The sequence below is a fragment of the Enterococcus sp. GPZ-007 genome (genome assembly GCF_059374735.1).
The window spans coordinates 37,838-63,569 of sequence record NZ_JCAFYN010000007.1 but is presented as its reverse complement, the minus strand read 5'-3'; the positions used below and the strand labels follow the sequence as shown (position 1 = coordinate 63,569).

34 protein-coding genes and 1 pseudogene are annotated in these 25,732 nt (G+C 40.3%); 24 read left to right on the top strand and 11 right to left on the bottom strand.

Annotation, left to right across the window (positions count from 1 at the left end):
• The first annotated feature begins 48 nt into the window (after window positions 1-48).
• Complete coding sequence (locus AC4J95_RS05925; RefSeq protein ID WP_494549039.1) at window positions 49-1,197, top strand: cation:proton antiporter; 1,149 nt, start codon at window positions 49-51, stop codon at window positions 1,195-1,197.
• 55 nt (window positions 1,198-1,252) lie between these two features.
• Here AC4J95_RS05925 and AC4J95_RS05920 read toward each other — a convergent pair whose 3' ends face one another.
• From AC4J95_RS05920 to AC4J95_RS05910, 3 genes are all read right to left on the bottom strand, one after another.
• Complete coding sequence (locus AC4J95_RS05920; protein WP_494549038.1) at window positions 1,253-1,873, bottom strand: hypothetical protein; 621 nt, start codon at window positions 1,871-1,873, stop codon at window positions 1,253-1,255.
• A 19-nt stretch (window positions 1,874-1,892) separates the two neighbouring features.
• A complete protein-coding gene (locus AC4J95_RS05915) occupies window positions 1,893-2,021 on the bottom strand; it encodes a hypothetical protein (RefSeq protein WP_494549037.1) in 129 nt (42 codons plus the stop codon).
• A gap of 134 nt (window positions 2,022-2,155) precedes the next feature.
• Window positions 2,156-2,755, bottom strand: a complete 600-nt coding sequence (locus AC4J95_RS05910; protein WP_494549036.1) for a YczE/YyaS/YitT family protein — start codon at window positions 2,753-2,755, stop codon at window positions 2,156-2,158.
• Window positions 2,756-2,836: 81 nt separating this feature from the next.
• Between AC4J95_RS05910 and AC4J95_RS05905 the strand changes: the two genes are divergently transcribed.
• Window positions 2,837-3,505 (top strand): cyclic nucleotide-binding domain-containing protein, encoded by a 669-nt coding sequence (locus AC4J95_RS05905; protein ID WP_494549035.1) that lies wholly within the window; start codon window positions 2,837-2,839, stop codon window positions 3,503-3,505.
• A gap of 237 nt (window positions 3,506-3,742) precedes the next feature.
• Here the strand turns inward: AC4J95_RS05905 and AC4J95_RS05900 are convergent.
• Together AC4J95_RS05900 and AC4J95_RS05895 are read right to left on the bottom strand one after the other, a co-directional pair.
• Window positions 3,743-3,964, bottom strand: a pseudogene (locus AC4J95_RS05900) (transposase); the annotation flags it as partial.
• 70 nt (window positions 3,965-4,034) lie between these two features.
• Window positions 4,035-4,265 carry a hypothetical protein gene (locus AC4J95_RS05895; protein WP_494549034.1) on the bottom strand — a complete coding sequence of 77 codons (231 nt, stop codon included), beginning with the start codon at window positions 4,263-4,265 and terminating at the stop codon, window positions 4,035-4,037.
• Between the two features lie 204 nt (window positions 4,266-4,469).
• Here AC4J95_RS05895 and AC4J95_RS05890 point away from each other — a divergent pair, with 204 nt between their 5' ends.
• From AC4J95_RS05890 to AC4J95_RS05880, 3 genes are all read left to right on the top strand, one after another.
• Complete coding sequence (locus AC4J95_RS05890; protein ID WP_494549033.1) at window positions 4,470-4,940, top strand: MarR family winged helix-turn-helix transcriptional regulator; 471 nt, start codon at window positions 4,470-4,472, stop codon at window positions 4,938-4,940.
• 4 nt (window positions 4,941-4,944) lie between these two features.
• Complete coding sequence (locus AC4J95_RS05885) at window positions 4,945-5,655, top strand: B3/B4 domain-containing protein (RefSeq protein ID WP_494549032.1); 711 nt, start codon at window positions 4,945-4,947, stop codon at window positions 5,653-5,655.
• A 132-nt stretch (window positions 5,656-5,787) separates the two neighbouring features.
• Entirely contained in the window at window positions 5,788-6,822 is a 1,035-nt protein-coding gene (locus AC4J95_RS05880) for a S66 family peptidase (RefSeq protein ID WP_494549031.1), read from the top strand.
• A gap of 44 nt (window positions 6,823-6,866) precedes the next feature.
• Here the strand turns inward: AC4J95_RS05880 and AC4J95_RS05875 are convergent, their stop codons facing one another.
• The 5 genes from AC4J95_RS05875 to AC4J95_RS05855 form a co-directional block, all read right to left on the bottom strand.
• Window positions 6,867-7,718, bottom strand: a complete 852-nt coding sequence (locus AC4J95_RS05875) for a Cof-type HAD-IIB family hydrolase (protein ID WP_494549030.1) — start codon at window positions 7,716-7,718, stop codon at window positions 6,867-6,869.
• A gap of 303 nt (window positions 7,719-8,021) precedes the next feature.
• Window positions 8,022-8,444, bottom strand: a complete 423-nt coding sequence (locus tag AC4J95_RS05870; protein WP_494549029.1) for a hypothetical protein — start codon at window positions 8,442-8,444, stop codon at window positions 8,022-8,024.
• A gap of 737 nt (window positions 8,445-9,181) precedes the next feature.
• Complete coding sequence (locus AC4J95_RS05865) at window positions 9,182-10,087, bottom strand: tyrosine-type recombinase/integrase (protein ID WP_494549028.1); 906 nt, start codon at window positions 10,085-10,087, stop codon at window positions 9,182-9,184.
• Window positions 10,088-10,197: 110 nt separating this feature from the next.
• Window positions 10,198-11,094: an Abi family protein gene (locus AC4J95_RS05860; protein ID WP_494549027.1), complete on the bottom strand. Its 897-nt coding sequence runs from the start codon at window positions 11,092-11,094 to the stop codon at window positions 10,198-10,200.
• A 70-nt stretch (window positions 11,095-11,164) separates the two neighbouring features.
• Window positions 11,165-11,731 carry a helix-turn-helix domain-containing protein gene (locus AC4J95_RS05855; RefSeq protein WP_494549026.1) on the bottom strand — a complete coding sequence of 189 codons (567 nt, stop codon included), beginning with the start codon at window positions 11,729-11,731 and terminating at the stop codon, window positions 11,165-11,167.
• Between the two features lie 162 nt (window positions 11,732-11,893).
• Between AC4J95_RS05855 and AC4J95_RS05850 the strand changes: the two genes are divergently transcribed.
• The 5 genes from AC4J95_RS05850 to AC4J95_RS05830 all read left to right on the top strand — a co-directional run bounded on the left by AC4J95_RS05850 (window position 11,894) and on the right by AC4J95_RS05830 (window position 14,071).
• Window positions 11,894-12,055: a helix-turn-helix domain-containing protein gene (locus tag AC4J95_RS05850; protein WP_494549025.1), complete on the top strand. Its 162-nt coding sequence runs from the start codon at window positions 11,894-11,896 to the stop codon at window positions 12,053-12,055.
• 72 nt (window positions 12,056-12,127) lie between these two features.
• On the top strand, window positions 12,128-12,808 hold the full coding sequence (locus AC4J95_RS05845; RefSeq protein ID WP_494549024.1) for a Rha family transcriptional regulator: 681 nt from the start codon (window positions 12,128-12,130) through the stop codon (window positions 12,806-12,808).
• Between the two features lie 2 nt (window positions 12,809-12,810).
• Window positions 12,811-13,095, top strand: a complete 285-nt coding sequence (locus AC4J95_RS05840; RefSeq protein WP_494549023.1) for a MerR family transcriptional regulator — start codon at window positions 12,811-12,813, stop codon at window positions 13,093-13,095.
• Window positions 13,096-13,224: 129 nt separating this feature from the next.
• A complete protein-coding gene (locus AC4J95_RS05835) occupies window positions 13,225-13,539 on the top strand; it encodes a hypothetical protein (RefSeq protein ID WP_494549022.1) in 315 nt (104 codons plus the stop codon).
• A gap of 295 nt (window positions 13,540-13,834) precedes the next feature.
• Window positions 13,835-14,071: a hypothetical protein gene (locus AC4J95_RS05830; protein ID WP_494549021.1), complete on the top strand. Its 237-nt coding sequence runs from the start codon at window positions 13,835-13,837 to the stop codon at window positions 14,069-14,071.
• Between the two features lie 555 nt (window positions 14,072-14,626).
• Here AC4J95_RS05830 and AC4J95_RS05825 read toward each other — a convergent pair.
• Window positions 14,627-15,394 carry a DeoR/GlpR family DNA-binding transcription regulator gene (locus AC4J95_RS05825; protein ID WP_494549020.1) on the bottom strand — a complete coding sequence of 256 codons (768 nt, stop codon included), beginning with the start codon at window positions 15,392-15,394 and terminating at the stop codon, window positions 14,627-14,629.
• A 213-nt stretch (window positions 15,395-15,607) separates the two neighbouring features.
• Here AC4J95_RS05825 and rpiB point away from each other — a divergent pair, with 213 nt between their 5' ends.
• The 14 genes from rpiB (at window position 15,608) to AC4J95_RS05755 (ending at window position 25,732) form a co-directional block, all read left to right on the top strand.
• Window positions 15,608-16,057: a ribose 5-phosphate isomerase B gene (rpiB, locus tag AC4J95_RS05820; protein WP_316402079.1), complete on the top strand. Its 450-nt coding sequence runs from the start codon at window positions 15,608-15,610 to the stop codon at window positions 16,055-16,057.
• Between the two features lie 11 nt (window positions 16,058-16,068).
• Window positions 16,069-16,713, top strand: a complete 645-nt coding sequence (fsa, locus tag AC4J95_RS05815) for a fructose-6-phosphate aldolase (protein WP_494549019.1) — start codon at window positions 16,069-16,071, stop codon at window positions 16,711-16,713.
• A gap of 154 nt (window positions 16,714-16,867) precedes the next feature.
• Window positions 16,868-17,641 (top strand): triose-phosphate isomerase family protein, encoded by a 774-nt coding sequence (locus tag AC4J95_RS05810; RefSeq protein ID WP_494549018.1) that lies wholly within the window; start codon window positions 16,868-16,870, stop codon window positions 17,639-17,641.
• Between the two features lie 2 nt (window positions 17,642-17,643).
• Window positions 17,644-18,027 carry a dihydroxyacetone kinase phosphoryl donor subunit DhaM gene (gene dhaM / locus AC4J95_RS05805; protein WP_494549017.1) on the top strand — a complete coding sequence of 128 codons (384 nt, stop codon included), beginning with the start codon at window positions 17,644-17,646 and terminating at the stop codon, window positions 18,025-18,027.
• Window positions 18,028-18,063: 36 nt separating this feature from the next.
• A complete protein-coding gene (locus tag AC4J95_RS05800; RefSeq protein ID WP_494549016.1) occupies window positions 18,064-18,486 on the top strand; it encodes a Lin0368 family putative glycerol transporter subunit in 423 nt (140 codons plus the stop codon).
• A 28-nt stretch (window positions 18,487-18,514) separates the two neighbouring features.
• Window positions 18,515-18,853: a Lin0368 family putative glycerol transporter subunit gene (locus AC4J95_RS05795; protein ID WP_494549015.1), complete on the top strand. Its 339-nt coding sequence runs from the start codon at window positions 18,515-18,517 to the stop codon at window positions 18,851-18,853.
• A gap of 41 nt (window positions 18,854-18,894) precedes the next feature.
• The gene (locus AC4J95_RS05790) at window positions 18,895-19,887 is read left to right on the top strand and encodes a dihydroxyacetone kinase subunit DhaK (protein ID WP_442354316.1); all 993 of its coding nucleotides are present in this window, start codon (window positions 18,895-18,897) and stop codon (window positions 19,885-19,887) included.
• Between the two features lie 103 nt (window positions 19,888-19,990).
• Complete coding sequence (gene dhaL, locus AC4J95_RS05785; RefSeq protein WP_494549014.1) at window positions 19,991-20,635, top strand: dihydroxyacetone kinase subunit DhaL; 645 nt, start codon at window positions 19,991-19,993, stop codon at window positions 20,633-20,635.
• Window positions 20,636-20,653: 18 nt separating this feature from the next.
• The gene (locus AC4J95_RS05780) at window positions 20,654-21,466 is read left to right on the top strand and encodes a transketolase (protein ID WP_494549013.1); all 813 of its coding nucleotides are present in this window, start codon (window positions 20,654-20,656) and stop codon (window positions 21,464-21,466) included.
• A gap of 1 nt (window position 21,467) precedes the next feature.
• Complete coding sequence (locus tag AC4J95_RS05775; protein WP_494549012.1) at window positions 21,468-22,391, top strand: transketolase family protein; 924 nt, start codon at window positions 21,468-21,470, stop codon at window positions 22,389-22,391.
• Window positions 22,392-22,669: 278 nt separating this feature from the next.
• Window positions 22,670-22,945, top strand: a complete 276-nt coding sequence (locus AC4J95_RS05770) for a DUF2187 domain-containing protein (protein ID WP_316402104.1) — start codon at window positions 22,670-22,672, stop codon at window positions 22,943-22,945.
• Window positions 22,932-23,138 (top strand): hypothetical protein, encoded by a 207-nt coding sequence (locus tag AC4J95_RS05765; RefSeq protein ID WP_494549011.1) that lies wholly within the window; start codon window positions 22,932-22,934, stop codon window positions 23,136-23,138. Before AC4J95_RS05770 ends, AC4J95_RS05765 begins: the two co-directional genes overlap by 14 nt.
• Before the next feature lie 251 nt (window positions 23,139-23,389).
• Window positions 23,390-24,661, top strand: coding sequence for a hexokinase family protein (locus tag AC4J95_RS05760; RefSeq protein WP_494549010.1), 1,272 nt, complete (start codon window positions 23,390-23,392; stop codon window positions 24,659-24,661).
• A 15-nt stretch (window positions 24,662-24,676) separates the two neighbouring features.
• Window positions 24,677-25,732 (top strand): Gfo/Idh/MocA family protein, encoded by a 1,056-nt coding sequence (locus AC4J95_RS05755; RefSeq protein ID WP_494549009.1) that lies wholly within the window; start codon window positions 24,677-24,679, stop codon window positions 25,730-25,732.

The window sequence follows — 25,732 nt, the reverse complement described above, 5'->3', positions numbered from 1 at the left end:
AATTGCATTGACGCTAGCTTTTTAGTTTGCGATTGTGGAGGCGAAGAGATGGAATTTATTGGTGTGTTGTGTCTGATTTTAGTGAGCGTTACCGTAGCAAGCCACTTCTCTCGACGAATTGGCATTCCAGCAGTGGTGGGGCAGCTGCTCGTGGGCATCCTATTGGGAAATGGCGGACTGAAGATCGTTCATCCGGATATTTTGGTAAAGGATTTTTCTGAAATTGGAGTCATTTTACTGATGTTCTTAGCCGGTATCGAAAGCAATCTGCCGCTGCTGCGAAAGTATTTTCGACCGGGCGTGTTTGTGGCTTTGCTGGGAATTCTATTTCCGCTTTTATTAGGAACAGGAGGAGGCAGTCTCTTTGGCGTTCCCTTGAATCAATCCTTCTTTTTTGGTTTGATTTTAGCGGCGACATCGGTGAGTATTTCGGTGGAGGTCTTGAAGGAGTTAAAAGCAGCGAATACCAAAGAAGGGTCCACCATTCTTGGTGCGGCGGTGGTAGATGATATTTTGGTCGTAATCATTGTCAGCTTATGCATGCCATTATTAGGCGTGGAGGGCAGCAGTGACAAACCATTAGGCTTCATGCTAATCGCGCAGGTGCTGTTTTTCTTCGCTGTGTTTTTCTTGATTCGCTGGGGCGCGCCGTATTTAATGAATCTGAGTAAAAAAATATTCGCTCAATCTTCTGTGATCATCGTGTCCCTGACTTTATGCCTGAGCATGTCCTACTTGGCGGATTTCATTGGTCTAAGTTCAGTGATCGGCGCCTTTTCAACAGGAATCGCGATCGGACAAACGAATGTCTGGAAGGATGTGCGCTACAATATTGAAGCGATCGGCTATGCGGTGTTTATTCCGGTCTTTTTCATCAGCATCGGTCTGGAAGTGACCTTTGGCAGTCTCAAAAAGCAGCTATTGTTCATTCTTGTCTTTACCATCATCGCCGTAGTCTCAAAATTGATCGGCGGCTTTATGGGAGGAAGATTCTCAGGATTTACTAACGATAGCAGCTTAATGGTGGGATCAGGAATGGTTTCGCGCGGCGAGATGGCGCTGATCATCATCCAACTAGGCTTTCAGGCACATCTCGTAACCGGAAAGTATTATTCCTCGATGATCTTGGTAATCCTGATTACGACACTGTCCTCGCCATTTTTATTGAAATATTTTACAAAGAAGGTTTACGCATAAAATAGTAGGACCTCTAGCTTGCTCCTATCGAAGCAAGCTAGAGGTCTTTTAGTGTTTAAGAAGTGAGTTGTTTTACCAGCGGAGAAATTCTAAGTGCCGTTAGCAATAAAATCATCCCGATCGCTGTCGTTACCGCAAAGACATTCCATGCTAAATCCATGCCGCCATCAGAAGTGAGAAAGACGGCCATTAGCGGAGAAGCGCTGGCTTGACCGAGATAGACCGCGATTATCAGCGTAGCCGATATCTGTGCGAATACCTGCGAGCCGAACGCTTCCGCTCCAACAAAGGAAGGAATACTGGCACAAACGGGATACGCGACCGCCGCCAACATTACGGTAAGAATCATAAGATAGGTGGCGCCGCTGGCTGCCCACAGATTCAGGCAGATAAAGGTTAAAACAAAGGCGGAGCATACATAAATCACGAAGCCCGACATCTGCAGCTTATTGGAGATTGTTCCGCCGATTGTCGCAAACAGTAATGCGATGATCAGAACTTTGAAGGAACTTGAACGGATCGCCTGCTGGTAGGTGAGGGATCCGACTGCTGCAGTGTCCTGCTCCTCTTCTTCGACTGACCCCCATTCCAACGGCTGCTGTCCTTTTTCGGCGATGGTCTTGATCAAAAAGAAAACCGCGAACATACCTAACGCTAGAACCAGAATCGACATCACGTGATAGCAATTTTTGTAGTCAGTGATTTTGAATAGTTACCCAGCGAGAAAGACCCAATCCGCCGGCCACATACATCAACAGCAGACTTTGCGTATTCGCGTCCGGTGTAACAAAGGCATAGAGCTGCCACATGATCGAGATCAGCATGAGCTACAGAGTTCGCCCAGTTTGTGCTGATTTTGACCCGCAGGCAGAAGTAGACAAGATAGTGAAGAATATTACCCTAGATAATTAAAAATAAAAAAAGTGGTCCTGTCCTTTCATCATGGCAAGACCATTTTTCACTCCTTCGCCCAAGCGATCACCGGTGAGAGCAGCAGAAAGCTGATCAGTGTTCCTTCCCGCACCATCAAGGTTAACTGGAAGGAAAAGGTCAAAATCAGCGCCAGCAGGATGCAAATCAGGTCAATACTGTAGCGGTAAAACTTGAAGCTGTGATTGGCACGCTTTGCCAGATACAGGCAAAAAGTCTCGATCGGAAATTTCAGCAGCTGGTATTTCAACACTTTCCCCGTCCCGATACCAGCGATGACCGTTCCTAGAATAAAGAGTAGGCATTTCAAAAAGTAGGAATGCAGCGTGAACAATGGAAAAACAAAATAGGTGAAGATATTGATAGTTGAGCCAAAGAATAGCAGGGCTATACCCATCGTCAAGTAATTTTTCAGTTTGCGATGTGGGTCCAGCAGCCAGCAGCTGATCAAAAAGAGAAAATTCAAACCTGCCGTGATCGTCCCGATCTTGATCTGGCTGAATTCAGCTAAAGTAGCGTTCAAGGAGTTGAAGCTGCTGACACCGATGCTGGCCTTCAATGTCAAACTGATGCCAAACGCGCTGAGAAGATAGAATAAAAATGAACGAGTGATTGTTTTGCGATTCATGATAATTGTTCCTCCGATAACTAATTGATAGGATGAGTATGCCAGAAGAAAAAATAGCCCACTAGGAGATATAGCCTAATCATGAAAAAAATTCCCTATACTGATTCAAAAAGAAATTTGCTAAATCAAGTCGAAGCCCCATTCTTAATAGAAAAAATGTTGCAGCAAAGCTCTTTCATCGATTATGAACGCAATGAAAAAATTGTCAGTCAAGCAGCGAAGCTGGACTATTTGTTCATCCTCTTATCAGGAAAAGCTCGCATCATCCAACAGGAGCCTAACGGAAAAAATTTGATCCTCCAATTTCTGGAAGCCGGAGATTTTATCGGTGAGTTGACCTTGGTAAAAGCTGAGGAAGCTCCGAAAGATGTGATCGCCATCGGTTCGGTTTGCTGCTTAGCGATCCCGTTGAAGGTTGTGGAGGAATTGCTAATGGAGGATGCGGAGTTTTCAACCTTCATCGCTCAGTACATCGGAAAGAAGCTTTTGCTGCGGATGGAGCATTTTTCCAATGCCCAAACCTTTGAACTGAAATACCGTTTAGCCGCATTGCTATTAGAAGTCTCAGTCAACAATCAATACAGCGAAAACAATACGCAGATCGCTGATTATTTGGGCGTTAGTTACCGCCATCTGACGCATACCTTTAAGTATTTGCGGGAAAATGGGTATATTGAAAAGAATAAGACCGGTTACGAGATTGTTCCCGAAAAGTTACAGAAGTTGATTCGCCAAGGGAACGAAGGATAAAAAAACGTTCAGTCAAAAGCGAATGCTTCGGAAAATTAAAACTACCGCCTGAATACTAGGACTACTGATAAAGTACCCTAAATTCTACAGAAACTCAGATGAATAAGTGTAAAAAAGTCCGATGATCAGTCTTTTCAGTTGATCGTCGGACGTTCGAAGCTATTTATCTTCTTTTTTTCATCTATTAGCTTCACGATTCGTTTTAAATTCGTGACAAAGAGCGTTCTAGCTCCTTGGAGCCATGTCTGTTTTACTGCGAACAACGAGGTTCACATCCGATGCAGGAAATATCGCTTTTAACATCAAAAATTTAAATAATTTAATTGGATCATAGGCATTGCGACCATCATTCAAACAATACTTGTTTTCAAGTTCTTCATAGACAAAAGAAAAGTCAACTAACTCATTGAACCGACGCAAAATATGATTGGCGAAAATGAGTAGATCATAAAGATCGTTCTATGGACTAAGTGTGGGTTAATAAGTTTGCTTAAGCATGGGATCGCCTCTTAGATACTTTTAATTATCGCTATATGGAGGGTGTTAAACACTGCCTAAAAGAAATAAAGTCGGAAGAAAACGTAGGATACATTTCTCCAAGTTGGCGCAATTCAAACGTTCGTGTCCAAAAGGTGCGGCTCTCCTTTTTTGCTTGTAAAGAGTTGAGAGCGCCAGTGAGCACACAGGCGACGACCGTTTTTGCGTGAACATCTAATCCAGCACAAACAGTCAACTTCACTTCCATTGTGTTTGTTTTCATGCAAATTACCTCCTCTAAAAAGATTCGGTGACGGATTCGCTTCTTGAAAGCTATCATAATTTTTAATTCGTGCGCGAAGCGACATTTGGTTTAACAAGAAAAGAAGAGAATCACTCTGTTTTCTATACTTTTTATTCGATAATTTTTGTTGCATTTGCAACAAAAATATTTTATGATAACGGAGTAAAAGATAGGAGCAAAAAAATGATAGACGTTCTTAGAGACATCGGCGCGATCGCCAGAGCACTGGACTCAATTGCTAATATTGAATTTAAGGATTTTCAATTGTCTAAAGGTCAGTATTTGTATTTGATCCGTATTTCCGAGAATCCTGGCATCATCCCCGACAAGTTGGCCGAAATGATCAAGGTCGATCGGACAACCGCCGCTCGCGCAATCAAAAAGCTGGAGGAAAAAGGCTTTATTAAAAAGAAAACCGATGTGGAAAATAAAAAGATTCGCCGCTTATTCATTACGGAAAAAGGAGCAGAGCTTGCACCAATCATCAAGCTGGAAAATGACTATTCCAATCAAATTGCGCTGCAACAGTTATCAGAGCAGGAGATTGCGACCTTCTCCCAGACCTTGAAAAAAGTGGTCGCAAACATTGATGATGAATGGCTCTCAGTCAAAAAAGGCAATAAATGGCCCTATTTAGAAAAAACGAAGGAGTAATTATATGACAACATTTATCGCAAATCCATCCTTTTTGGGGGGCTTTCCCGAAGCACAGCTCAATGTGCTGATCGTAAAAGGAATCGCAGACAATCAGGCTAAGGAAAATGATCCGTATTTAACCGAGCTACTAACTAACGGAAAGGAAGCGGCGAAGAAGTTTCTTCAGGAAGAAACCTTCAGCCGAAATCCCGTTATTGCGGAATGGCGTGGGGCGTTCAGCCAATTCAAAACTAAAAAGGGTGCTCGTTCTTCGATTGAAGCATTGCTGAAAAGAGTCAGTCAGGATCGTGAGTTTCAGCCGATTAATCCGCTAGTTGATATCTATAACAGCATTTCGCTGGAATTCGCAGTACCCTGCGGCGGAGAAGACCTGCAAAAGATCGCTGGCGACATTCATTTAGGTCAGGCAGTAGGCGGCGAAGCCTTCTTACCATTAGGCGCAGAAGCTGACGCACCAGCTTTACCTGGAGAAATCATTTATTACGATGAAAAAGGTGCGATTTGCCGTTGTTTAAACTGGCGGGAAGCCCAACGAACGATGCTGACGGAAGAAACCAAAGACGTGATTTTCTTTATGGAATCAATCAATATAGAACAGGCGGAGCGAGCGAATCAGGCGATGCAGGAATTAAAGAAGCGGATCACTGAATATTTTAAGGTTGAAGGACTAGATTTTGTGGTTAATGCTGAGAATTCAGAGGTGAACATTTAGAAAATTCTGTGTATACGTAAATGATTTATAGCGATCACTAGCGATTTGTAAAGTAAAAATAGGATTATTGGAAAACGCGAATAGTTTCTGCTACCATCGTCATATTAGATCATTTCACAAGGAGGTAGCAATATGATCAAACCAGACAGATTATCAGCGGGTGACACGATCGCATTCATTTCATTGTCCTCTGGTCTTGCAGGGGAGTCTCAGGTCGAATATAGATGGAAGACCGCCAAAAATCGCTTAGAAGAGCTGGGTTTTAAAGTTGTTTTAACACCCAATGCACTGAAATCAGACACGTTCTTGAAACAGCATCCTGAGAAACGAGCAGAGGACTTGATGAATGCCTTAGTCGATCCACAGATCAAAGCAATTATTTCCATGATTGGTGGCGATGATACGATTAGATTACTTCCATACATTGATTTTGAGATAATCAGACAGCATCCTAAGCTATTTGTGGGTTATTCTGATACTACGATTAATCATTTCATGTTTCATCACGCGGGTGTCACATCGATCTATGGCCCTTGTGTGATCCTTGAGCTTGCCGAGAATGTTCACATGCATCAATATACTTTGGACCATTTTCTTGAGCTGGTTTCCGGAAAAAATTTGCCAATGACACTGGAAAGTAGTCCGGAATGGACCAGTGAATTTCTAGATTGGTTTAATGAAAAAAATCAAACGGTAAAAAGAAAGATGCAGAAGGAGAGTCATGGTCACGAGTTTCTTCAAGGAAAACAAACGGTCAGCGGGAAGCTTTTGGGTGGTTGTCTTGAAACCTTTCCCATGATGATAGGGACTGAGATATGGCCGAAAAAGGATGAGTGGAGGGACAAGGTTCTGTTTTTGGAAACTTCTGAAATGCAAATTAGTCCCGATATGTTTACGATCCTTTTAAGAGGTTTGGCTGCACAAGGAATCTTCCATCAAATCTCTGGTCTGCTGGTAGCCAAGCCGATGGATGAAAAATACTATCAAGAATATAAGCGTGCCTTGCTAAACATTATCCAAGTAGAATGCGGATTGTTGGATTTGCCGATCGTTTACAATCTGAATTTTGGACATACCTCTCCAATCGTTAGCTTACCGATGGGCTGCGAGATTGAAATTGATTGTATGGTCCAAAAAGTCGCACTCAGCGAAAGCCCGGTAAATTAGTAAAAAACCAGCTAAGCCTAAAAACTTAGCTGGTTTCGTGTGCGCTATAAGTATTTTTCCAACCCTGCCGCGATCCCATCTTCATCACAGGAAAGCGTCACATCATCCGCAATAGCTTTCAAATCATCTACAGCGTTGCCCATCGCGACACCGATCCCAGCATATTCGATAATCGAACGGTCATTATGCCCGTCACCAAATGCAATCATATTGTAAGAGTGAATCCCCATATCAGGGAAAACAGTATTCAAGGCCTTCGCCTTATCGATTCCTTTATCCGTGAATTCAAAATAAAAGGGAGCTGAGAAAGCCGCGGTTACAACGTCGTCAAAAGGCATGTGCATCGCTTCTGCATGCTCAGCCATGTAATCTGGTTTTCCAGAAACTAAGATTTTATTGATCGGAAAATCGGCGAAGGCTGCTAGATCCTCTTGTTCACATAGCTTGAAATTTCCACCCCGCGCCTCGTATTCAATAATGCTACCGAATTCTTCTAGTTTAAAGTCAGCGGCGACTTTTTGCAGGTCTTTGTTGTAAACGTCATTCACATAAAGATAGTCTTCCTTGTCAATCATCGGAACAACGTCGAATTTTTTCAGATGCTCCAAGATCGCTTGACCGGTCTCAACACTCATTGCCTGATTGAACAAAACTTTTTTCGTTAGACAATCCGTCACGCGCGCACCGTTGTAGGAAACGAGAAATCCTTCATATTTCGTCATTTCTAATTGTTCGGCTAGTTCAAACATCCCTGTTGTCGGGCGGCCTGAAGCCAAGATAACTTTAATGCCTTTTTCCTGAGCAGCGATCAACGCCTGCTTGGTTTTTTCCGAAACTACTTTTCCAGTTGTTAGTAGGGTACCATCGATATCCATTACGATTGCTTTGATATCCATTCCATCACATCCTTGTTGTGTTACTTCAAGTCTACTATCGCTAGTAGGTGATGTAAATGGTTTCATTTGTAAAAGACGGTGGAAAATTAGTGGTGTGCTTTACGGTAATTTTGCTTTGACTATTTGTAATTCAATTGGAAATCCTAGGTCAATAACTGCAGCATTTGCCACAGGGAAAAAAAGTCCATGAATGTTGCAGTTTAAACACTTTCTCCACCCAGTTGTGTCAATTCAGAAGATAATCTTTCATAATTTGTGCTGCATAGGCAACTTTTAAGATCCAGATTAGTAAACAAATCATTATCATACCTCGTCGGTTTCTTTTGGCTTAACGGGAATCTGTCCATATCTATAAGCAGCCAACAAATAGGCGAAGCTGATGAGCGTACCCACTCCCCCATAGACAGCATCAATGATATCTGTCATATTCATAAAGCCCAGCAGTGTTTCGCAAACAAGATTTCCAACAAAAAGAATCCCACCTAATAGAGTTACGTAGCCAAATTTTACCCCAGAAAGCAGCCAGGCGTAGCCAATGGTTAAATAAAAAAGCATACTTAATGAAAAGTTGGAGATATGCGAGTGGATTTCTTGATTAATCACGACAAAATCAGGAAAAGGTACACTTAACCAGCGCCCAATCGTCAATAGAACACCCAAAATAAGCAGTAGATAATACCCAATAACAAATTTTTTCTTTAATGTATATTTTTCTGGAACGTTCATTGACTCACCTCAATAGAAATTATACAGGGCTGGCGGAAGAATACAATCCGCTGGTAAATCTTCTTTATTGGCTTTTCTTCAGTTAATCTGTAAATTTCAGAGGTGTTTCATGAGAAAAAGTATCATTATGATTCGATTGAACATCAAGGAGATTTTATTTAAAAGTGGATGACAGGAATCGAACCTGCACCTCGTATCAAATGAAACAAACCGTCGTTTTAAGTCCTACTTCTGAGTTTAAACACCAAGTTTAAAAAAATGGATTTTAAGGGGCTTTACTCGTTAGATATAAAGTAATCAAAAACATTGATACAATAGTATTTGTAGCTATAATATCCGTAGATTTACTTGTCATGTATTTTCAAAAAAATTCAAATCAATCTAAACACTTTTTTAATTGATTATTTTAGCCAGCAATTTGATTATGCTGGTTTTTTCAGTTTCATAAACACCGGTATAAATATCTAAAGTGAGTGCTACTGATGAATGGCCCAGCAACTCCGAAACGGTTTAAGGATTTACACCTTCGCTGATCAATAAGGTGGCAAGGGTATGGCGTAGTGCATGAAGTGTTAAAACAGGCATATTTGTCCTTTTACAGACTCGTGCCATCCACCTATTAGGAATATCCATATTGATGAACTCATTGAGTGGCGAACTAAATACAAGCTACTTTGCACTCATGATATTTATACCAAATTGTAGCATGTCTTCTCTTTGAATTCTCCGCCAAGCTTTTAAAACCGCAATGGTTTCATCCTCAAGGGAATCGTTCTAAGAGAGTGAGCGGTCTTAGGTTCTTCAAGATATAACCGTCTATTTTCACCTCTAGCAAGGGTCTGACGAATTTCTAACATCTTATTATCAAAGTCGATACAATCCCACTGCAACCCCATAACTTCACCTTTACGACATCCCGTGTTAGCCATCAAATAGAGAAAAGCATAAACTTTGTAGGACTCATTTTCTTTCGCATAGTCAAGTAATGTTTTTAGCTCATCTTTAGTGAAATATATGATTTTTTTCTTTTCGAGGTTTGCTTTCCTTTTGGGGATCGTGCTCATCTTTATTGGATTAGATGGGAGAATCCCTTGTTTGATAGCAAACTCAAAAATTCGTGAGATATTGGATAATTGTAGTCGATATTCTTGCACCTCATTGCTTTTTTCGTTCGCATATTGTTGCAAATCGATCGGTTTGAAGGATTTTATCTTTTTCTCGCCGAACGCTGGCAATATGTGCTTGTTAAATTGAAGTTTTAAACGGCTATAGCTAGATTCTTTTACAGTCAGATTATCCATCGCTAACCATAACTCATACACCTCTTTGAAGGTATCAGCATGTTGCTTTTGGAATCCGTTTTTTTCAATTTCTACAATCTTGCGATTATAAAATGGTTGGGCTTCTTTCTTATTGGAGAAGCCTTTTTTCTGTAGATTAACTTGTTTATTTGTTGATGGGTCAATATCTAAGTACGCTTTGACCATCCAGCGCTTCTCGCCTTTTTTCGTTGTATAACTTGCAACTGTTGCTATTGTGTTTTTCTTCCAGTACCTAACGTGGAGCGTTTGGGTATGTATGAGAGGTTCTTTTTCTCTTGAGACAAAATAGATAAAATAAAAAGAAAAAAAGCCAACTATCAAAGATGATAGTTGACTCTAATCATGTAGCCTAGCACTCTTTCTTATGCACGCATAAGTGTAGAGCGGCAGCATTACCTGCTCTTTCTTCATCTAAAATACTATAGATTGTTTTATAAAAAGTCAACCAATTTGTATAAAATTGTGAACATATAGTTCAATTGCCAATTTGTTTTGTACCAATCCTCATGTCTAAGAGACCGCTTTAATAGACGAAGACCTTCTTTTTTTCTTAAGTATCTGACTTGACCAGAAACATATGTTTTGAATAATGAGAACAAGCATATTGCATCATGAACTTTTTTGAACCCAACTTGATAGGGATCAATGGAAATCAGTTTTGCAGAGGAAGAAACCATAGCTTGAGGTTTTCCGTTTATACGATTAGTTTTTCCAAAGACATTTATGGAAAGAATATTACTATGTGCGGCAGAATTTCTTAAATATTTTGCAAACATCATTAATTTTGCAGCTTTTTCTAGTTGTACATTCTTATATTTTTTGTAATACATTTTTACGAAACTACAGAGACTGCCAAAATCCATTAGTTCAACTAAAGTCCATACAGGAATATCATTCCCGCGTTTCCGATACATATCATCTAAGTACCTACTTTTCCTAAATGTATTCAAAGTTTTAGTAAATGAATAATCATCATATAGCTCAAATTCTTTAACGATTGAGAAACCATCTTCTTGATCATTTGTGGTGATAAGACGTAAAAGAATAGTCTTAATATTATGTTCAATATCTAGTGACATCTCCATTATTAAATATCTAAGCTGCATATCAATTGAAGCTAAATCAACTAAATATGAGAAGTCTAAATCACGATACAGCCCATCTTTTTTAGTAAAATTCTTTCTAAAAGCTGTTAGTTTGTAGTAATAGTTTTTACTTTCTAATGTATTAATAACTTCTGCTTTTCCTAGGTATTTAAAGGATATTCCTTTAGATTCCATGTGAGCGTACATTTCTTGAAAAGGAAGTTTTCTTTGTTGATGCTCCATAAATTCTCCTTTCTATGATTTTATTTTCCATTACCTAACGTGGGGACGTATGTATGGGGAGAGTGGTATTTTATATTTTTCTTTTCTGGAGCAGATTTATAGTAATAAAGTCTTTTTCATAAGATTCCAATCCGAATGCTTCGACTGCTGTATTAATTCTATTTTTAAACTGCTGAGTAATATCTGTAATAAATGTTTGAGGTAAATCGGATAGATATAAAATGACATCATCAGTTGAAGTAGGTTCTATATACACTCTGATAGCGTGTTTGTTATTAGGAGCGGATCCATAATTTTCCAAAAATCCTTCGTATTCAAATGAATGATTCCCACCATTGTCATCTATATTTAGGAACGCTTCAATTTTAAATGTAGGAACACCTTCGTCTGGTGCATACATAGATTGATTAGCAATGTTCACAAAAAAATCAACGTCGAAAGGAACGTAATCAAAAAAATCACACGGAGTTATCTTTAGATATCTACATAAAGTATTAATAGTATCCATCTGAATCATTTTATTATCGTTTTGATTTAAAGCAGTGAGAGTAGTTCTTGAAATTTTTGTGTCGTTAGCAACCTTAGTAATTTTCAAGTTTCTTTCTGTCAGTAATAATGCAAGGTTATTTCGAATCATGTAAAGCGCCTCTTTCTGCAATGTGCATTTGCTTGTTTTATAGATACATTGTAAACTATATTGGTCATTTTTTCAATTTGTTATAAAAAATGACTTGACTATCAAAAAGGAAAGGCGTATCATTACGGATGTAAACGTTCAATATAGTTTACGAAAATATAGGTGAGGAGATGTTTTTGTATAGATAATAATTTATCTAAGATTTTAGGTGAACGTCTTTTAAAAGTTTCCGATATTCACCGAGCAACAAAAATTAGTAAGACCACACTAACTGAAATTTATTACCAACGCGCTACTAATATTCAGTTAGAGACATTGCAATAAAATTGTGACTTCTTGCAAATTCCATTAAGTGAATTAATTGAATATGTACCAGAACGAAAGGAGGGCTGAGCGGTGGATGAGTTAGTTTTTATTGAATCAGAAGATTTGAAGTGTGAGCCATTTACTAAAAGCAGTGTCGTTGCAGGATATGTCGAAGTAGAACCACGGGCGGTTAGACAACTTATTCATAAATATGAATCTGATTTAAAAGAGTTTGGAATTTTGACATTTGAAATGTCGAAAATAAACCCCGGACGTGGTAGAAAATCGAAAGATTACCACCTTAATCAGCAGCAAGCAACGCTACTTATTACTTATCTTGATAATACTGAACCAGTTAGAAAGTTCAAAAAGGAGCTTGTCAAACAATTCTATGAGATGGAAAGAGTACTGACTACATGTCGTTTAGAACGTACAAAAGGTAAAGGCATCCGATGCTCTATGACAGATGCGATCAGGGACGCTGGTTTTAGTAGTCGCTTTTACAAACATTTTACTGATTTAGTTTACAAGAAGGCACTAGGGTTCAACGCTAAGCAGCTACGAGAGGCTAGGGGTGCAAAATCAAAAGCTACACCGTTAGATTTTTTGACTACTAAGGAACAAGCTGCAGTTAACCAGATTGAAGAACTAGTATCAGGCCTTATTCAATTAGGCCGCTCATCTGATGATATTAAGTTCATTCTGAATGTTGGTGTAGTAGTTTATCAAACAACTCTTAAAATGCCTGAAACAGCCAGTTTGGAGGTGTAAACATGGCAAAATTACAAATTGATAGTCTTGATCTGAAAGATGAAGACTTTGCTCCGTTGGTTGTATTAATTACCGAGAGTGTAGCCGAAGCTTTCAAGATACAAGAAAAGCGCAAGGAGTTACCACAGGCAATGAATAAGAAAAAAGCATGCGAGTATTTAAACATCGCATACAACACACTAGTGAACGTCTATATCTCGAATGGTCTTAAAGCATCTCTAGTTGGTGGTATCGAACGTATTCGGAAAGAAGCCTGTGATGAGTTTATGAAGCAACATGAAATATAAAATTTTCCTAACGTGGGTCGTTGGAACTTTCTAGAAATGGAGCACATAAAATGAGACGTTACAAAAGTCAAATATCAGATACAAAAGGTTTACTGAGCTGAATTTTCAGCCGATTAGGAGGAACTTAACATGAATCAAGAATATAACCCTATTGAGATTAATCGTCAGCAGTCGCGAATTATTGACAATCTAAGCGCTTCTTTTAGCTCGCCAGGGCTAAAAGAAAGTCGTTTATTAGTTGCAGAAGTGGCGGCAGAGTTAGAGGATTATGAAAAGAAAGTTTATCAAGTTGAACAGCCGACCGTTAAATCATTAGTCCAAAGTTTGTATGAGCTGTGTGTTGCGCATTTTGATGAAGATATGGATAGAGACACCGTACAAGATTTGTTCTATTCAGATGTCGAGCAGTTAGCGGATCTATTAGGAATCGAGTTGGAAGCATAATGAGTATGAATGCAGACAGAAAAAAAGCCTTATCCCTAATTGTCTTGGCGGACAGGATAAAGGCAAATGAACGGCTATACCAGCCTGTTTCTGCTTTCATTCTACCACAAAACAGAATGGAGCGTAAGACGATGCAGAAAAAATTTAATTTAGCTTTAGCCTGTTTCCTTTTGGGAGGCATCGCCACAGTTTTACCCACACTATGGAAGGTTATTGTTTTCGCTGGAGTGTGATTAGTGTTATTTGTGACTTATGATGAATGGGAATATCAGCAATGTATTGGAGGAACTAAGCAATGTCAATAGATATTAATAACACGTTATATGAGTTGAATAATGTTAAATCATTATTGTTCTTTTTGGGAGAAACTTTAGACGATATTCAGCAAGTAGCTTTAGACTATCGAAAAATAAAAAAATATTCGGACAAAATGTTAGCTCATGATACTGATAGAAGCATCGACCAGCTTGTAGCAATGCAATCTATCATTTTAGAAAAGGTTTTAGACATTGAAAAAGGACTTGATTATTAAAGAATGTGATGGAATTTGGATAAAGAAATAGAACAAAATAAAAGCATGGTAATTAATCTCAATACTCTACTGGATGCTTCTTCAATGACAAGTCCACACAAAGTAGTTAATGGGCTGCTAGGATCAAAACAAAAACTCACATTGTTACAAGGAATATAAAAAAACCGTTCACAAGAGTGAACGGCAGCCCCACGTTAGATGAGAAATTATTGTTGAATCTAAATACTTCATAAATTGAGCGTTGGTTTAACAGTGTTTTCCCTTTATATTCGCATTTTACTTTGTTATACGTGGACGACAGGAATCGAACCTGCACCTCGTATCAAATGAAACAAACCGTCGTTTTAAGTCCCATTTCTGAGTTTAAACACCAAGTTCATCCACAAGAAGAGTGTACGAAATCTAGCTTACAGAAAGCTTAAACAGAAAAAAGGATTAAAGGAGCTTCATCTTTCTTCGATGCTCGATTATGTTAAAGAGGCCGAGTGGATAGGTGCTTAGTCACTATAAAAAAACGATCGTTACGCTTTTCAGTGAAAGTGTAACGATCGTTTTTTAGTCTAAAAATTTCACAACATGACTGTAATGGTCCTTTACTTCAGCAAGGATCTCGCTATCTGTAATCAAACCAGTTAACTGCGGCAACGTAGCAAAAGTAGCAATCGATTTTTTCTCGAATTTCGAGCTGTCAATCAAGGCGATTGTTTGTGAAGCCAATTCTACCATCCGCTTTTTCAATTCCACTTCATATAAGTTGAAATCTGACAAGCCTTCTGTTGCCGAGATAGCATAAGCAGAAGTAAATAACGTGTCAATGTTGACCTTCTTCAGGATTTCTATTCCTAAAATTCCTTCCACCGCGTTAGAGCTTCCTTTTACGACGCCCCCGACCAACACAACAGTAAGATTCAAGTTCTCTTTTAAAAGGGAAGCGGTACGAAGTCCATTCGTCAAAACAGTGATCCGCAAATCGGATTGACTGATCAGCTTCGCCAACTCGTAGCAGGTCGAACTAGCATCTAAAACGATACATTCACCGTTTTCGATCAATGGGAAGGCTTTTTTAGCAATCTCTGCTTTCTTCTCGATGTTCTTTTGTTTTCGAATGTCGTAGTTTTTGTCGATTTTTAAGGTTTCGTCTTCTTTCGAACGAGTCGCGCCGCCATGGGTTCGAATCAACATATTATTATCGCTGAGATAATTCAAGTCTGAGCGAATGGTTGCCTTTGATACAGATAGCAGCTCAGTCAAGTCGTTGACCGAAACAGAATCCCGTTCCTGCAGTAAAGCAAGAATCTTTTCTCTTCTTTGATTTGTGTACATAAATCTTTCCTCCATTAATAATGATTGTCTATAGTATAGAACAAAAAAGTAAAAAAAACAATAGAAAACACTATTTTTGCTTTCGTTTGGTATCGAAACACCAATCTTGTTTTCGAAAAAGAATAATAAAACGAAAATAAACGAAAACAAAGATTGACAAAGCGAAAACTAGCGGTTATTATGAAAGTACGAAAAGAAAAAGGAGAGAGAAAAATGAAAGTTGGAATCGGATCAGATCATAACGCATTTGAAATGAAGCAAGAGCTGCTGGCATATATAGAAGCAAAAGGTATTGAAGTGAAGGACTATGGATGTTTTTCTCCAGAAGAAGTCGATTACCCAGATATTGCCTTTAATGTAGCAAATGGCGTGGTGGACAAGGAGATCGATCGCGGAATCCTCTGCTGCGGCACAGGGATTGGGATGGCGATGGCAGCAAATAAAATTCCTGGCGTTAGAGCAGCACAAGTACACGATACATATTCTGCGGAGCGCGCACAGTTAAGCAATAACGCACAGATCATCACGATGGGTTCAAAAATCATCGGTGTCGATGTCGCAAAGAAAATCGTCGACGAATATCTATCAGTTACTTTTGAAGGCGGCAACTCTGGCAGAAAAATTGATCAAATCATGGAAAAAGAAGCAGAGTATTCGAAATAGGAGGAAGAGTAATGAAATTCTTTTTAGACACAGCAAATGTTGAGGAAATTAAACGAATCAATGAATTAGGGTTGGTGGACGGTGTTACAACGAATCCGACGATCATTTCAAAAGAAGGTCGGGATTTTAAAGAAGTCATCACTGAGATCTGCGGCTTGATCGAAGGACCAGTCAGTGCCGAAGTTATTGCACTTGATACAGAAAACATGGTGAAGGAAGCACGCGACATCGCGACTTGGGCAGACAATGTAGTGGTAAAAATTCCTATGACAGAAGACGGGTTGCGGGCAGTCAATATCCTATCTAAAGAAGGCATCAAAACAAATGTCACGTTGGTATTCACAGTCGCACAAGGCTTGATGGCCGCCAAAGCCGGAGCAACCTTCGTTAGTCCATTTGTCGGACGTTTAGACGATATCGCGACTGACAGCTTGGCACTTATCAGTAATCTGAAAAAAGTCTTAACACAATACGGCCATCAAACAGAGATCATTGCCGCTAGTATCCGCAGCCTGAAGCATGTAGAGGATGTCGCTGAATTAGGATCAGACATCGCGACGATCCCAGGCACACTGTTCCCTAAATTATGGTCACATCCATTGACTGATGCCGGCATTCAAGCTTTCTTGAAGGATTGGGAAGCATTTAAGAAATAAAGTCAACAACGTAAAGAGAGGATGCCAGTTCCACTCTTCCTAGTTCATATTGCGAAAAAGTAAAGAAGCGAGTGGAATGGCATTCGGCTTAAAAATCGAACTCATTTTTAGACAGAAAATGAATACATTACTATAAAAAAAGGAGGTACTTATCATGCGTAAACCAATTGTTGGGATCAGTTTAAAGCTATACCAAAACCAGATCGACAACGCGCGAGATTTTGCTCATGCGATCGTAGAAGAGGTTGGGGACGAGAAAAAAATCGAGCAATTCATGTGTCCAGGAATGGGTGTACTTTATCCAGTAGCGATGATTTTGAAGGATTCAGAGATCGGCTTAGGTTCGCAAAACATCGCTCCAGCAGCAAACGGCGCCTATACAGGGGAATTTTCCATTGAGTCGCTCAAGGAAATGAAGGGCAGCTATGCGGAGATCGGACACATTGAACGGCGGACGTACTTTAATGAAACCGATGACATGATCAATCAAAAAGTTCGTTTGGCCTTGGATTATGATGTGACACCAGTCCTTTGTATCGGTGAAGTCACGAAGACGGACGATTATCAAGAAATCAAAGCTCTAATGAAAAAACAGTTATTCTTAGACTTATTCCAAATCGAGGGACAACAAGCGGAAAAAATCATTTTAGCCTATGAACCAGCTTGGGCAGTTGGAAAAACCTGTGCAGCCAGCGCGGTGCATGTACAGCAGGTTCATGGATTGATCCGCGAATGTATCAAAGAATTGTATGATATTCAAACAGCAGAAAACATTCGCATCATTTACGGCGGCTCTGTTTCTCAGGAAAACGTCAAGCTGATCGTTTCCGATGAAAATGTCGATGGTGTTTTTGTGGGACGCTTTGGTCACAATCCTAAAAACTACGCGACAATCGTTGAAACAGTTAAGAAAGTAAAGGGGGAGTAAACATGTTTGGGATTATTCTCGTTTCCCACAGTCAAAAAATCACTGATGGGACGAAGGAAATGATCGAGGAAATGACAGGAACCAGCGATGCGGTGCGGATCATCTCCGCTGGTGGAACTGGTGATGGCAGGCTAGGTACGAACTCGGTCATGATCATGGAAGCAATCGAAGAGAATGCGGACTGCGACCACATTCTAATTTTTTGTGATATTGGAAGCGCTATACTCAGCTCGGAAACAGCGATTGATTTGATCGATGACGAAGAGCTGCAAGCAAAAACGGAGATCATGGATTGTCCATTGGTTGAGGGAGCTTTTGCGGCGGCCGTTCAAGCAACCGTTTGTCAGGAGAAGGAAACAATCATTCAAGAGTTAGCACAGCTGTAAAGCTTTGTTGAATAAAAAAAGTGAGGAGCGAAAAAAATGAAATTTCTGAGAAGTATGGTAGGGTACATGATCGCTGGCACCATTGTAATGTCTGTTTGGAATGAGTTAGGCAGTTTTGGCATCTTCGGCGGTTACTTGGCAGCTGGAATTATTATTGGACCTATGTGGTTTATGAATCATTATCTCAATTTGACCGGTAACGAAGATGATGCTGCCTTCGTAGACATGGGGCTTGCGATTGGTGTCTGTGGTATTGCTCGAGACACATTCATGCAAGGTGGAGCTGTTTTCACTGATGCCTTACCAACAATCGCATTAGTTATCGTGGGTGCGGTGATCGGGGGAATCGTTGCCGCAGCATTTGAAAAGAGCGTGGCAAAAGAAGAGCAACGGGACGAAAATGCGCCGGAACCAGGTATGACCGAAAAAGAATTAGATCGTTTAGTTGGCGAAGAGTAACATCATAAAAGGAACGGAGGAAAAATAAATGACTTTGGGCTTAGGACTTGCAACAGTATGCGGCGGATTTTTATTCCCCTTTGTAATCCGCATGGCGTGGGGAAAAATGGTGGATCACTGGGGACCGATCGGCGGATGGATGGCGGCACTCTTTATTGTTGGCACGGTTTGGTGTATTAATCACGGCATTTCAACACCGATGATCGCGCAAACAGGCGCGTGGGTCGATCAAGGGTTGGCCGCTGGTGTCGGTGTCTGGGTAGCTTCCGCTTTAGTTGGCGGCAATGTAAAAAAATCATTACCAAAAATCGCCGCGGCCGTTACAGGCGGATTATTGGGCGGATTGTTATTGTCTTTATTCTTATAAAAAAGTATCAAAAAAATATATTTTACAAGGAGAATGGGAATATGAAACGGTTAATCAATGATGGTTATGAAGTAGTAGAGGAAATGCTGGAAGGCTATGCAGCAGCGAATAAGCAATATGTGACACTAGATGCGGAAAATCGTGTGGTTGTCAGCAAATTAATGAGTGAAGAGCCACGCGTCCGCGTAATTGTTGGCGGCGGATCAGGGCATGAACCAATGTTCTTAGGCTACGTTGGGAAAGATTTCGCTGATGCGGCGGTTGTTGGGAACGTTAATACATCACCAGCGCCAGATGCCTGTTACGAAGCAGTGAAAGCGGTTGATAGCGGTAAAGGCTGTCTGTATCTTTATGGGAACTATGCTGGCGATGTGATGAACTTCGACATGGGTGCGGAAATGGCACTGGAAGAAGACGGGATTCGTGTTGAAACAGTGACGACAACGGATGATGTGTATTCCGCAAAAGACAAGAAGGATCGTCGTGGTGTCGCAGGTGATTTGCCAGTCTTCAAGGTCGCTGGAAGTGCAGCTGCAAAAGGATATGATTTAGATAAGGTTAAAGCAGTAACGGAAAAAGCGAACGACAATACGTACTCATTAGGCGTGGCATTATCTTCTTCAACCTTGCCAGTAACTGGTGAAGCGATCTTCCAAATGGATGACGGCGATATGGAGATCGGAATGGGGATTCATGGCGAGCCCGGCATTGAACGGCGTAAAGTCGAAAAAGCAGATGTGATTATTGACGAGATCATGAAAATCATTCTTGAGGATTCTAAGATTGGTGAAGGCGATGAAGTTTACGTGTTAGTCAACGGCTTAGGCGCGTTGCCAGTGATGGATCAATATGTCTGCTACCGTCGTGTGGATCAAATTTTGAATGAAAAAGGAATCAAGATCCATCGGACAGATGTCGGCAACTTCGCGACTTCGATGGATATGGTAGGTATGTCTGTTACCCTAGTGAAACTAGATGACGAGATTAAAGAATTGCTTGATGCCCCTTGTGATACCCCGTATTATAAATTATAAGAAAAGGTTTTTATTCCGTGTCTCTGATTCGTTCAAATGGTCGTTAGTTAGTAGGAATGAAGCTTTTTTCCAAAGTGAAAAATAAAAATAATGAGGTGTAAACATGGGTGAAATGGTATTAGATAAACAATTTTTTGCGAATAGTTTGGCAAAAATGGCAGAGCTTGCGGAAGAGAATCGTGACTACTGGACCAAATTGGATTCAGATATTGGCGATGGCGATCACGGAATCAATTTAAGTATTGGTTTTCGCGCGGTGAATGCTAATCTACAAGATAACTTAGAAAAAGCCGCTGATGTGACAGCGCTACTGAAAAAATCAGGCATGCTGCTGTTGAGTAAAGTCGGTGGAGCTTCAGGTCCGTTGTATGGCAGCTTCTTTATCAAAATGGGCAAGGACGATGCTGGCAAAGAAGTGGTTTCCTTCTCAGAATTTGCGGGTATGTTAAAAAACGGTGTGGCAGCTGTTCAGCAACGAGGAAAAGCGGAAGTAGGCGACAAAACCATGATCGATGCATTGCAGCCGGGGATCGAGTATTTAGAGGCGCATAAAAATGACGACGATCCTGTGGCGGTAATGGAAGAAACCGTATCGATCATGAAACAAGGAGCAGATTCAACGATTCCATTGATTGCGAAAAAAGGCCGGGCGATGCGTTTAGGTGAACGCGCGGTTGGACACAAGGACCCTGGTTCGGAATCTTCATGGATGTTGATGAATGTCTTTCTTGAGGAAATGAAAAAATAGATTGAATGGAAGATGAACATGACAAATTTAGCAGAAAAAGCCGTAGAATTGCGTGAGTGGATCATCCGCGCGCTGGCTTCCGCGGGATCAGGACATCCTGGAGGTTCTCTTTCGGCAATCGATATTTTAACGGTACTATACTATCAGGAAATGAATATTACTCTGGAAAATTATGATCAAAAGGATCGCGATCACTTTATCCTATCGAAGGGTCATGCGGCACCGGCTTTATATACCGTTCTAGCAGATAAGGGCTTCTTTCCCAAAGAAGAGCTGCTTGACCTGCGAAAATTCGGTTGTCATCTGCAAGGACATCCAGATCGGATCAAAACGCGCGGTGTCGATACTTCAAGCGGTTCGTTAGGACAAGGGTTGTCGATCGCTAATGGCATTGCCTTGGCAAAACGACTGGATGGTATCCAAAAGAACGTATATATTTTGCTTGGCGATGGCGAATTGCAGGAAGGCCAAGTCTGGGAAGCGGCGATGACCGCGGCACATTACAAATTGAATAATGTGATTGCATTCGTTGATAACAATGGGTTGCAGATCGACGGCACAAATGATGAAGTCATGGGCGTGCAGAACATTGGCAAGAAGTTCGCTGCCTTTAATTGGAACGTGTTGACTGCAGATGGACATGATTTTGCGTCATTAACAGCCGCGATCGGAAAAGCGAAAACATACGCAGAAGGCCCAACTGTCATTGTGTGCGAAACTCATAAAGGCAGAGGGGTCAGCTTCATGGAAGACCAAGTCGGTTGGCATGGAAAAGCTCCTTCCCAAGAAGAAGCCGAAAAAGCATTGGCAGAGTTGAAGGAGGCGTTTTAAAGTGAAAAAAGCAACAAGACAAGCTTACGGCGAAACGCTGGTAAAATTCAAAGACCATCAAGACTTAGTTGTGCTAGATGCGGATCTATCGGCTGCTACGAAAACCGATGTATTTGCCACAGCAGCACCAGAGAAATTCTTTAATATAGGCATTGCGGAAGCGGATATGATCGGCACGGCGGCGGGCTTAGCTTTGGGTGGAAAACGGCCATTTGCCAGCAGTTTCGCGATATTCGCGGCTGGCAGAGCTTACGAGCAGATCCGCAATGCCGTAGCCTATCAGAAATTGAACGTTACGATCGCGGCGACTCACGCGGGAATAACCGTTGGCGAAGATGGCGGATCACACCAAGCAATCGAAGACATTGCATTGATGCGGGCGATTCCGGGAATGACGATTATCAATCCTGTGGATGATCTGGAGACTGAAGCGGCGATCGAGACGATCTTGGAACATGATGGACCTGTTTATCTGCGTTTAGGCCGCTTAGCCGTTGAACGAGTTCATGAGACGAAACAACCATTTACCATCGGAAAAGCAGAAACCTTAGTCTCAGGAACCGATGGAACGATTATCGCCACTGGCTTGATGGTGCAGGAAGCCTTGGACGCCGCGAAACAGCTGGCAGAGCAAAATATCAATGTTCGTGTGCTGAATTTCTCGACGATCAAGCCTTTAGATGAAACGTTGGTTCTACAAGCAGCAAAAGAAACACCTTGGATCATCACCGCTGAAGAACACAGCGTAGTTGGCGGACTTGGTAGTGCTGTTTCCGAATTCTTATCTGAAAATCACCCAACAAAAGTAATAAAAATCGGAGTCCAAGACCAGTTTGGTCAATCAGGAAATCCAGAATTATTGAAAGAACACTATGGCTTGACAGCGAAGAATATCGTTGAAAAAGCTGTAGCATTAATTAAATAAGGTTAGCCAAACAACGCTTGCGAGAATCTTCGCAGGCGTATTTTGTTTTGAGCTTAGAGGTATAGCTCAGACTAATTCTGTTAGAAATTTGTAACCTATTTCTGAACTTTTGGCGGAAAGTGGTTGTATTTTTTCTACTAAAAATCGAATGATCAAATATTAATTTTTCATTAAATATTCCCGAGTACATGCTTCTCTATCGGTTAGAATAATAACTAAGTGGAAGCCTTCTACACTTGAGTTTGCTTCTTTGAAAAACGCGAGGAGGACGAAATTGTATGAGTTATGGTCAAGCAATGGTGCCGAATATTTTAATGGAGATTCGAGAAAATGAGTATAATTTGCAATTTAGTATAGGAGATAAAATTAATTTTCTTTTTAATGAAGATCATTTCTTTTTATCTGGCACGATCGTCAAAAAATATACGAATAGCTGTCTCGTTGATATTAGCAAGACGGTTGTGCTGTCGGAGAAGGAATTGGAATTTTATAATGGAAAAGTCGTGATCAATTATAAGAAAATCGAAGGAGTTAAGTGGAATGAAAGAGCTTAGCTTTGAGGATTTAGAGTTACAGGTTCAAACGCTCTCTTTTCAGATTGAAAGCTTGAAGAAAAATAGTGCGGTAAATAAAAAAACACTAAAAGTTTTAGAAGAGGACTATCGACATTATAAGAACCTGTATGATGAAGCAGCGGACAACCAAACGGAAACAGTTTATCAAGATAACAGTTTTGGGGATTGGTAATAACAGGATAAAACTATGATCAAAATAAAAAAGAGTTTGTGAATGTACAGATGGTTACTAATTGTACATTTATAAACTTTTTTTATTGTTTCGTCTAGAGTAACTGATTATCGAAAAAAAAGACTACGATTTATTTCCGTTTGAATACATTGGTTTTAAATATGGAAATAAATCATTGCCATTTGGTTCCGAGAAGAAAGGAATACTGTTGTGATAACCATTACACTAGGTTTAGAAAGGAGGAGATATAGTTGATAAAAAATATGAATATCTTTTTTTCTGATTATGGATTGAACTGTGAAGAACTCAATCTAAACAAAGAAATCCAAGTTTTTAAACAAGAAATGATGGATGGATATCATAAGGACAGCAGCCTAAAAATGATTGATACCTATATCAACTTTCAGGAAAAAGTAACGGATGATTCAACAGCGATCGTCATTGATGCAGGTGGAACTAATCTACGGATAGCCCTTGTGGAGTTCAAAGAGAATAATTACGCTAAGACAATTTATTTGAAAAAATTTCCCATGATCGGCTTAGAGAAGGAAGTTACAGCGAATGAGTTCTTTGAGAAGCTATTCTTCTATCTTGAGCCTATTCTTAAAAAAAGCAACAAAATCGGTTTTTGCTTTTCCTTTCCTACAGAAATTACCCCAGAGCGGGATGGAATAGTATTAGAGATGAACAAGGGGGTAAAGATAACAGGGATTGAAGGAATTAGAATCGGCCAGCGCTTGAAGGATGAGATTAAGTCTAGAGGCTTTGGAATTAATTATGATGTCACTGTCATCAATGATACCGTTTCGTGTTTGCTAGGCGGAATGATTATTGATCCGATCAAGCAATATGATTCGTTTATCGGTTTTATTCTTGGAACGGGAACAAATACAGCCTTTGTTGAGCCGAATAAGGAGAATAGGATCATTAATATTGAATCTGGCGGTTACGACAAAATTTCTTCCAACTGGTTAGACAGAACGCTAGATAAAAATACAGATAATCCCACTAAACAGAGATTCGAAAAAATGATTTCTGGCGCTTACTTGGGCGCTTTAGCCGCGATTCTTCTGCAAAAAGCGGGTGAAGACCAGTATTTTACCTATACTTTTACTCAAGCTTTATCAGAATTAGCTGATCTAACGACAGAAGATATTTCGCTTTTTATGGATTATCCCTACTCTAATTACAATCGGATCGGAAAATTAGTGAATTCTGAGGGCAGCGATGATGATCGAATGGTTATCTTTGAGATCGTTGACCAATTGCTTCTGCGAAGTGCAAAATTAGTTGCTATTAATATCTTGGGTATTATGGACTATTTAGATCTAGGTCATTCTCCCGTTTTACCAATCTGTATTTCTTCTGAAGGCTCTACCTTCTTTAAATTTAAACGATTGAACAGCAAGATTTTAGATGAGATTAATCATTATTCAACTGAGAAAAGAAACTATTATTGTGAATTTGTGGAAGCAAAAGAATCAACTATTTTTGGCACAGCGATAGCGGCATTATTAGAATAAGGAAGGAGAATTAACATGTTAAAAGTCGGAATTATCGGGTTCGGTTTTATGGGACAAACACACGCGCAAACAGTTGAGCATTTGGATTATGCAACAGTAATTGGCATTTGTGATAGTGATCCTGCACAGTTAGATTGTGGGTCAAATGAGGTAAAGAAATGGTTGGAGGCAGACGATTTACTAAGTGACCCTAAAATCAATACGGTAATTATTGCTGTACCAAATCATCTGCATTTAGAAATGGTAGAAAAAGCTGCTCAGTCAAAAAAAGATATTATTCTTGAAAAGCCTGCCGGTATGAATGGTGGAGAAGTTGAAAGAATGCTAGAGATCGTGAAGCAAGCAGGAGTGCATTTTACGATTCATCATCAAAGAAGATGGGATAAAGATTATCGTGTTACGAAAGAAATTTATGATTCGCAGACGCTGGGTGACTTGTTTACGGTCAAAAGCAGTCTCTATGGCTTCAATGGAAATATGCATGATTGGCATGTGTATCCAGAGTATGGTGGAGGGATGCTGTTTGACTGGGGAGTTCACTTGATCGATCAGATTCTTTTTATGATTCCAGAGCAGATCGAAACCGTCTATGCGGATGTTAAAAACGTCATTAATGAAAAGGTGGATGATTACTTCAATATCCAACTTTATTTCAAAAACGGCGTAAATGCACAAATCGAATTGGGGACGTATTATTTGAATACTAAGGAAAAATGGTTTGAACATCACTGGTTTATGGGCGGAAATAAGGGTAGTGCCAATATCGATGGCTTTGCTCCTCAAGGATCGATCGTTCGAACAAGTGAGCTGCTTCAAAGTGTTCCTGGTCAAGTCGCGATGACACCCGCAGGCCCGACGCGCTCCTTTGGTCCACCACCAGTGGGAAGAATCGTCACGGAAGAATTGCCGCAAGTCGATGTGAAGCATGAAATGTTTTTCGATAATTATTACGAGTATGTGCAGGGAAAATCAGAATTGGTGGTTAAGCCAGAGCAAATCCTGCGATTGATGAAGCTGGTTGACACGATTCGATTGTCCGCAGAAAAACATGAGTCAATCAAATTTGAATAG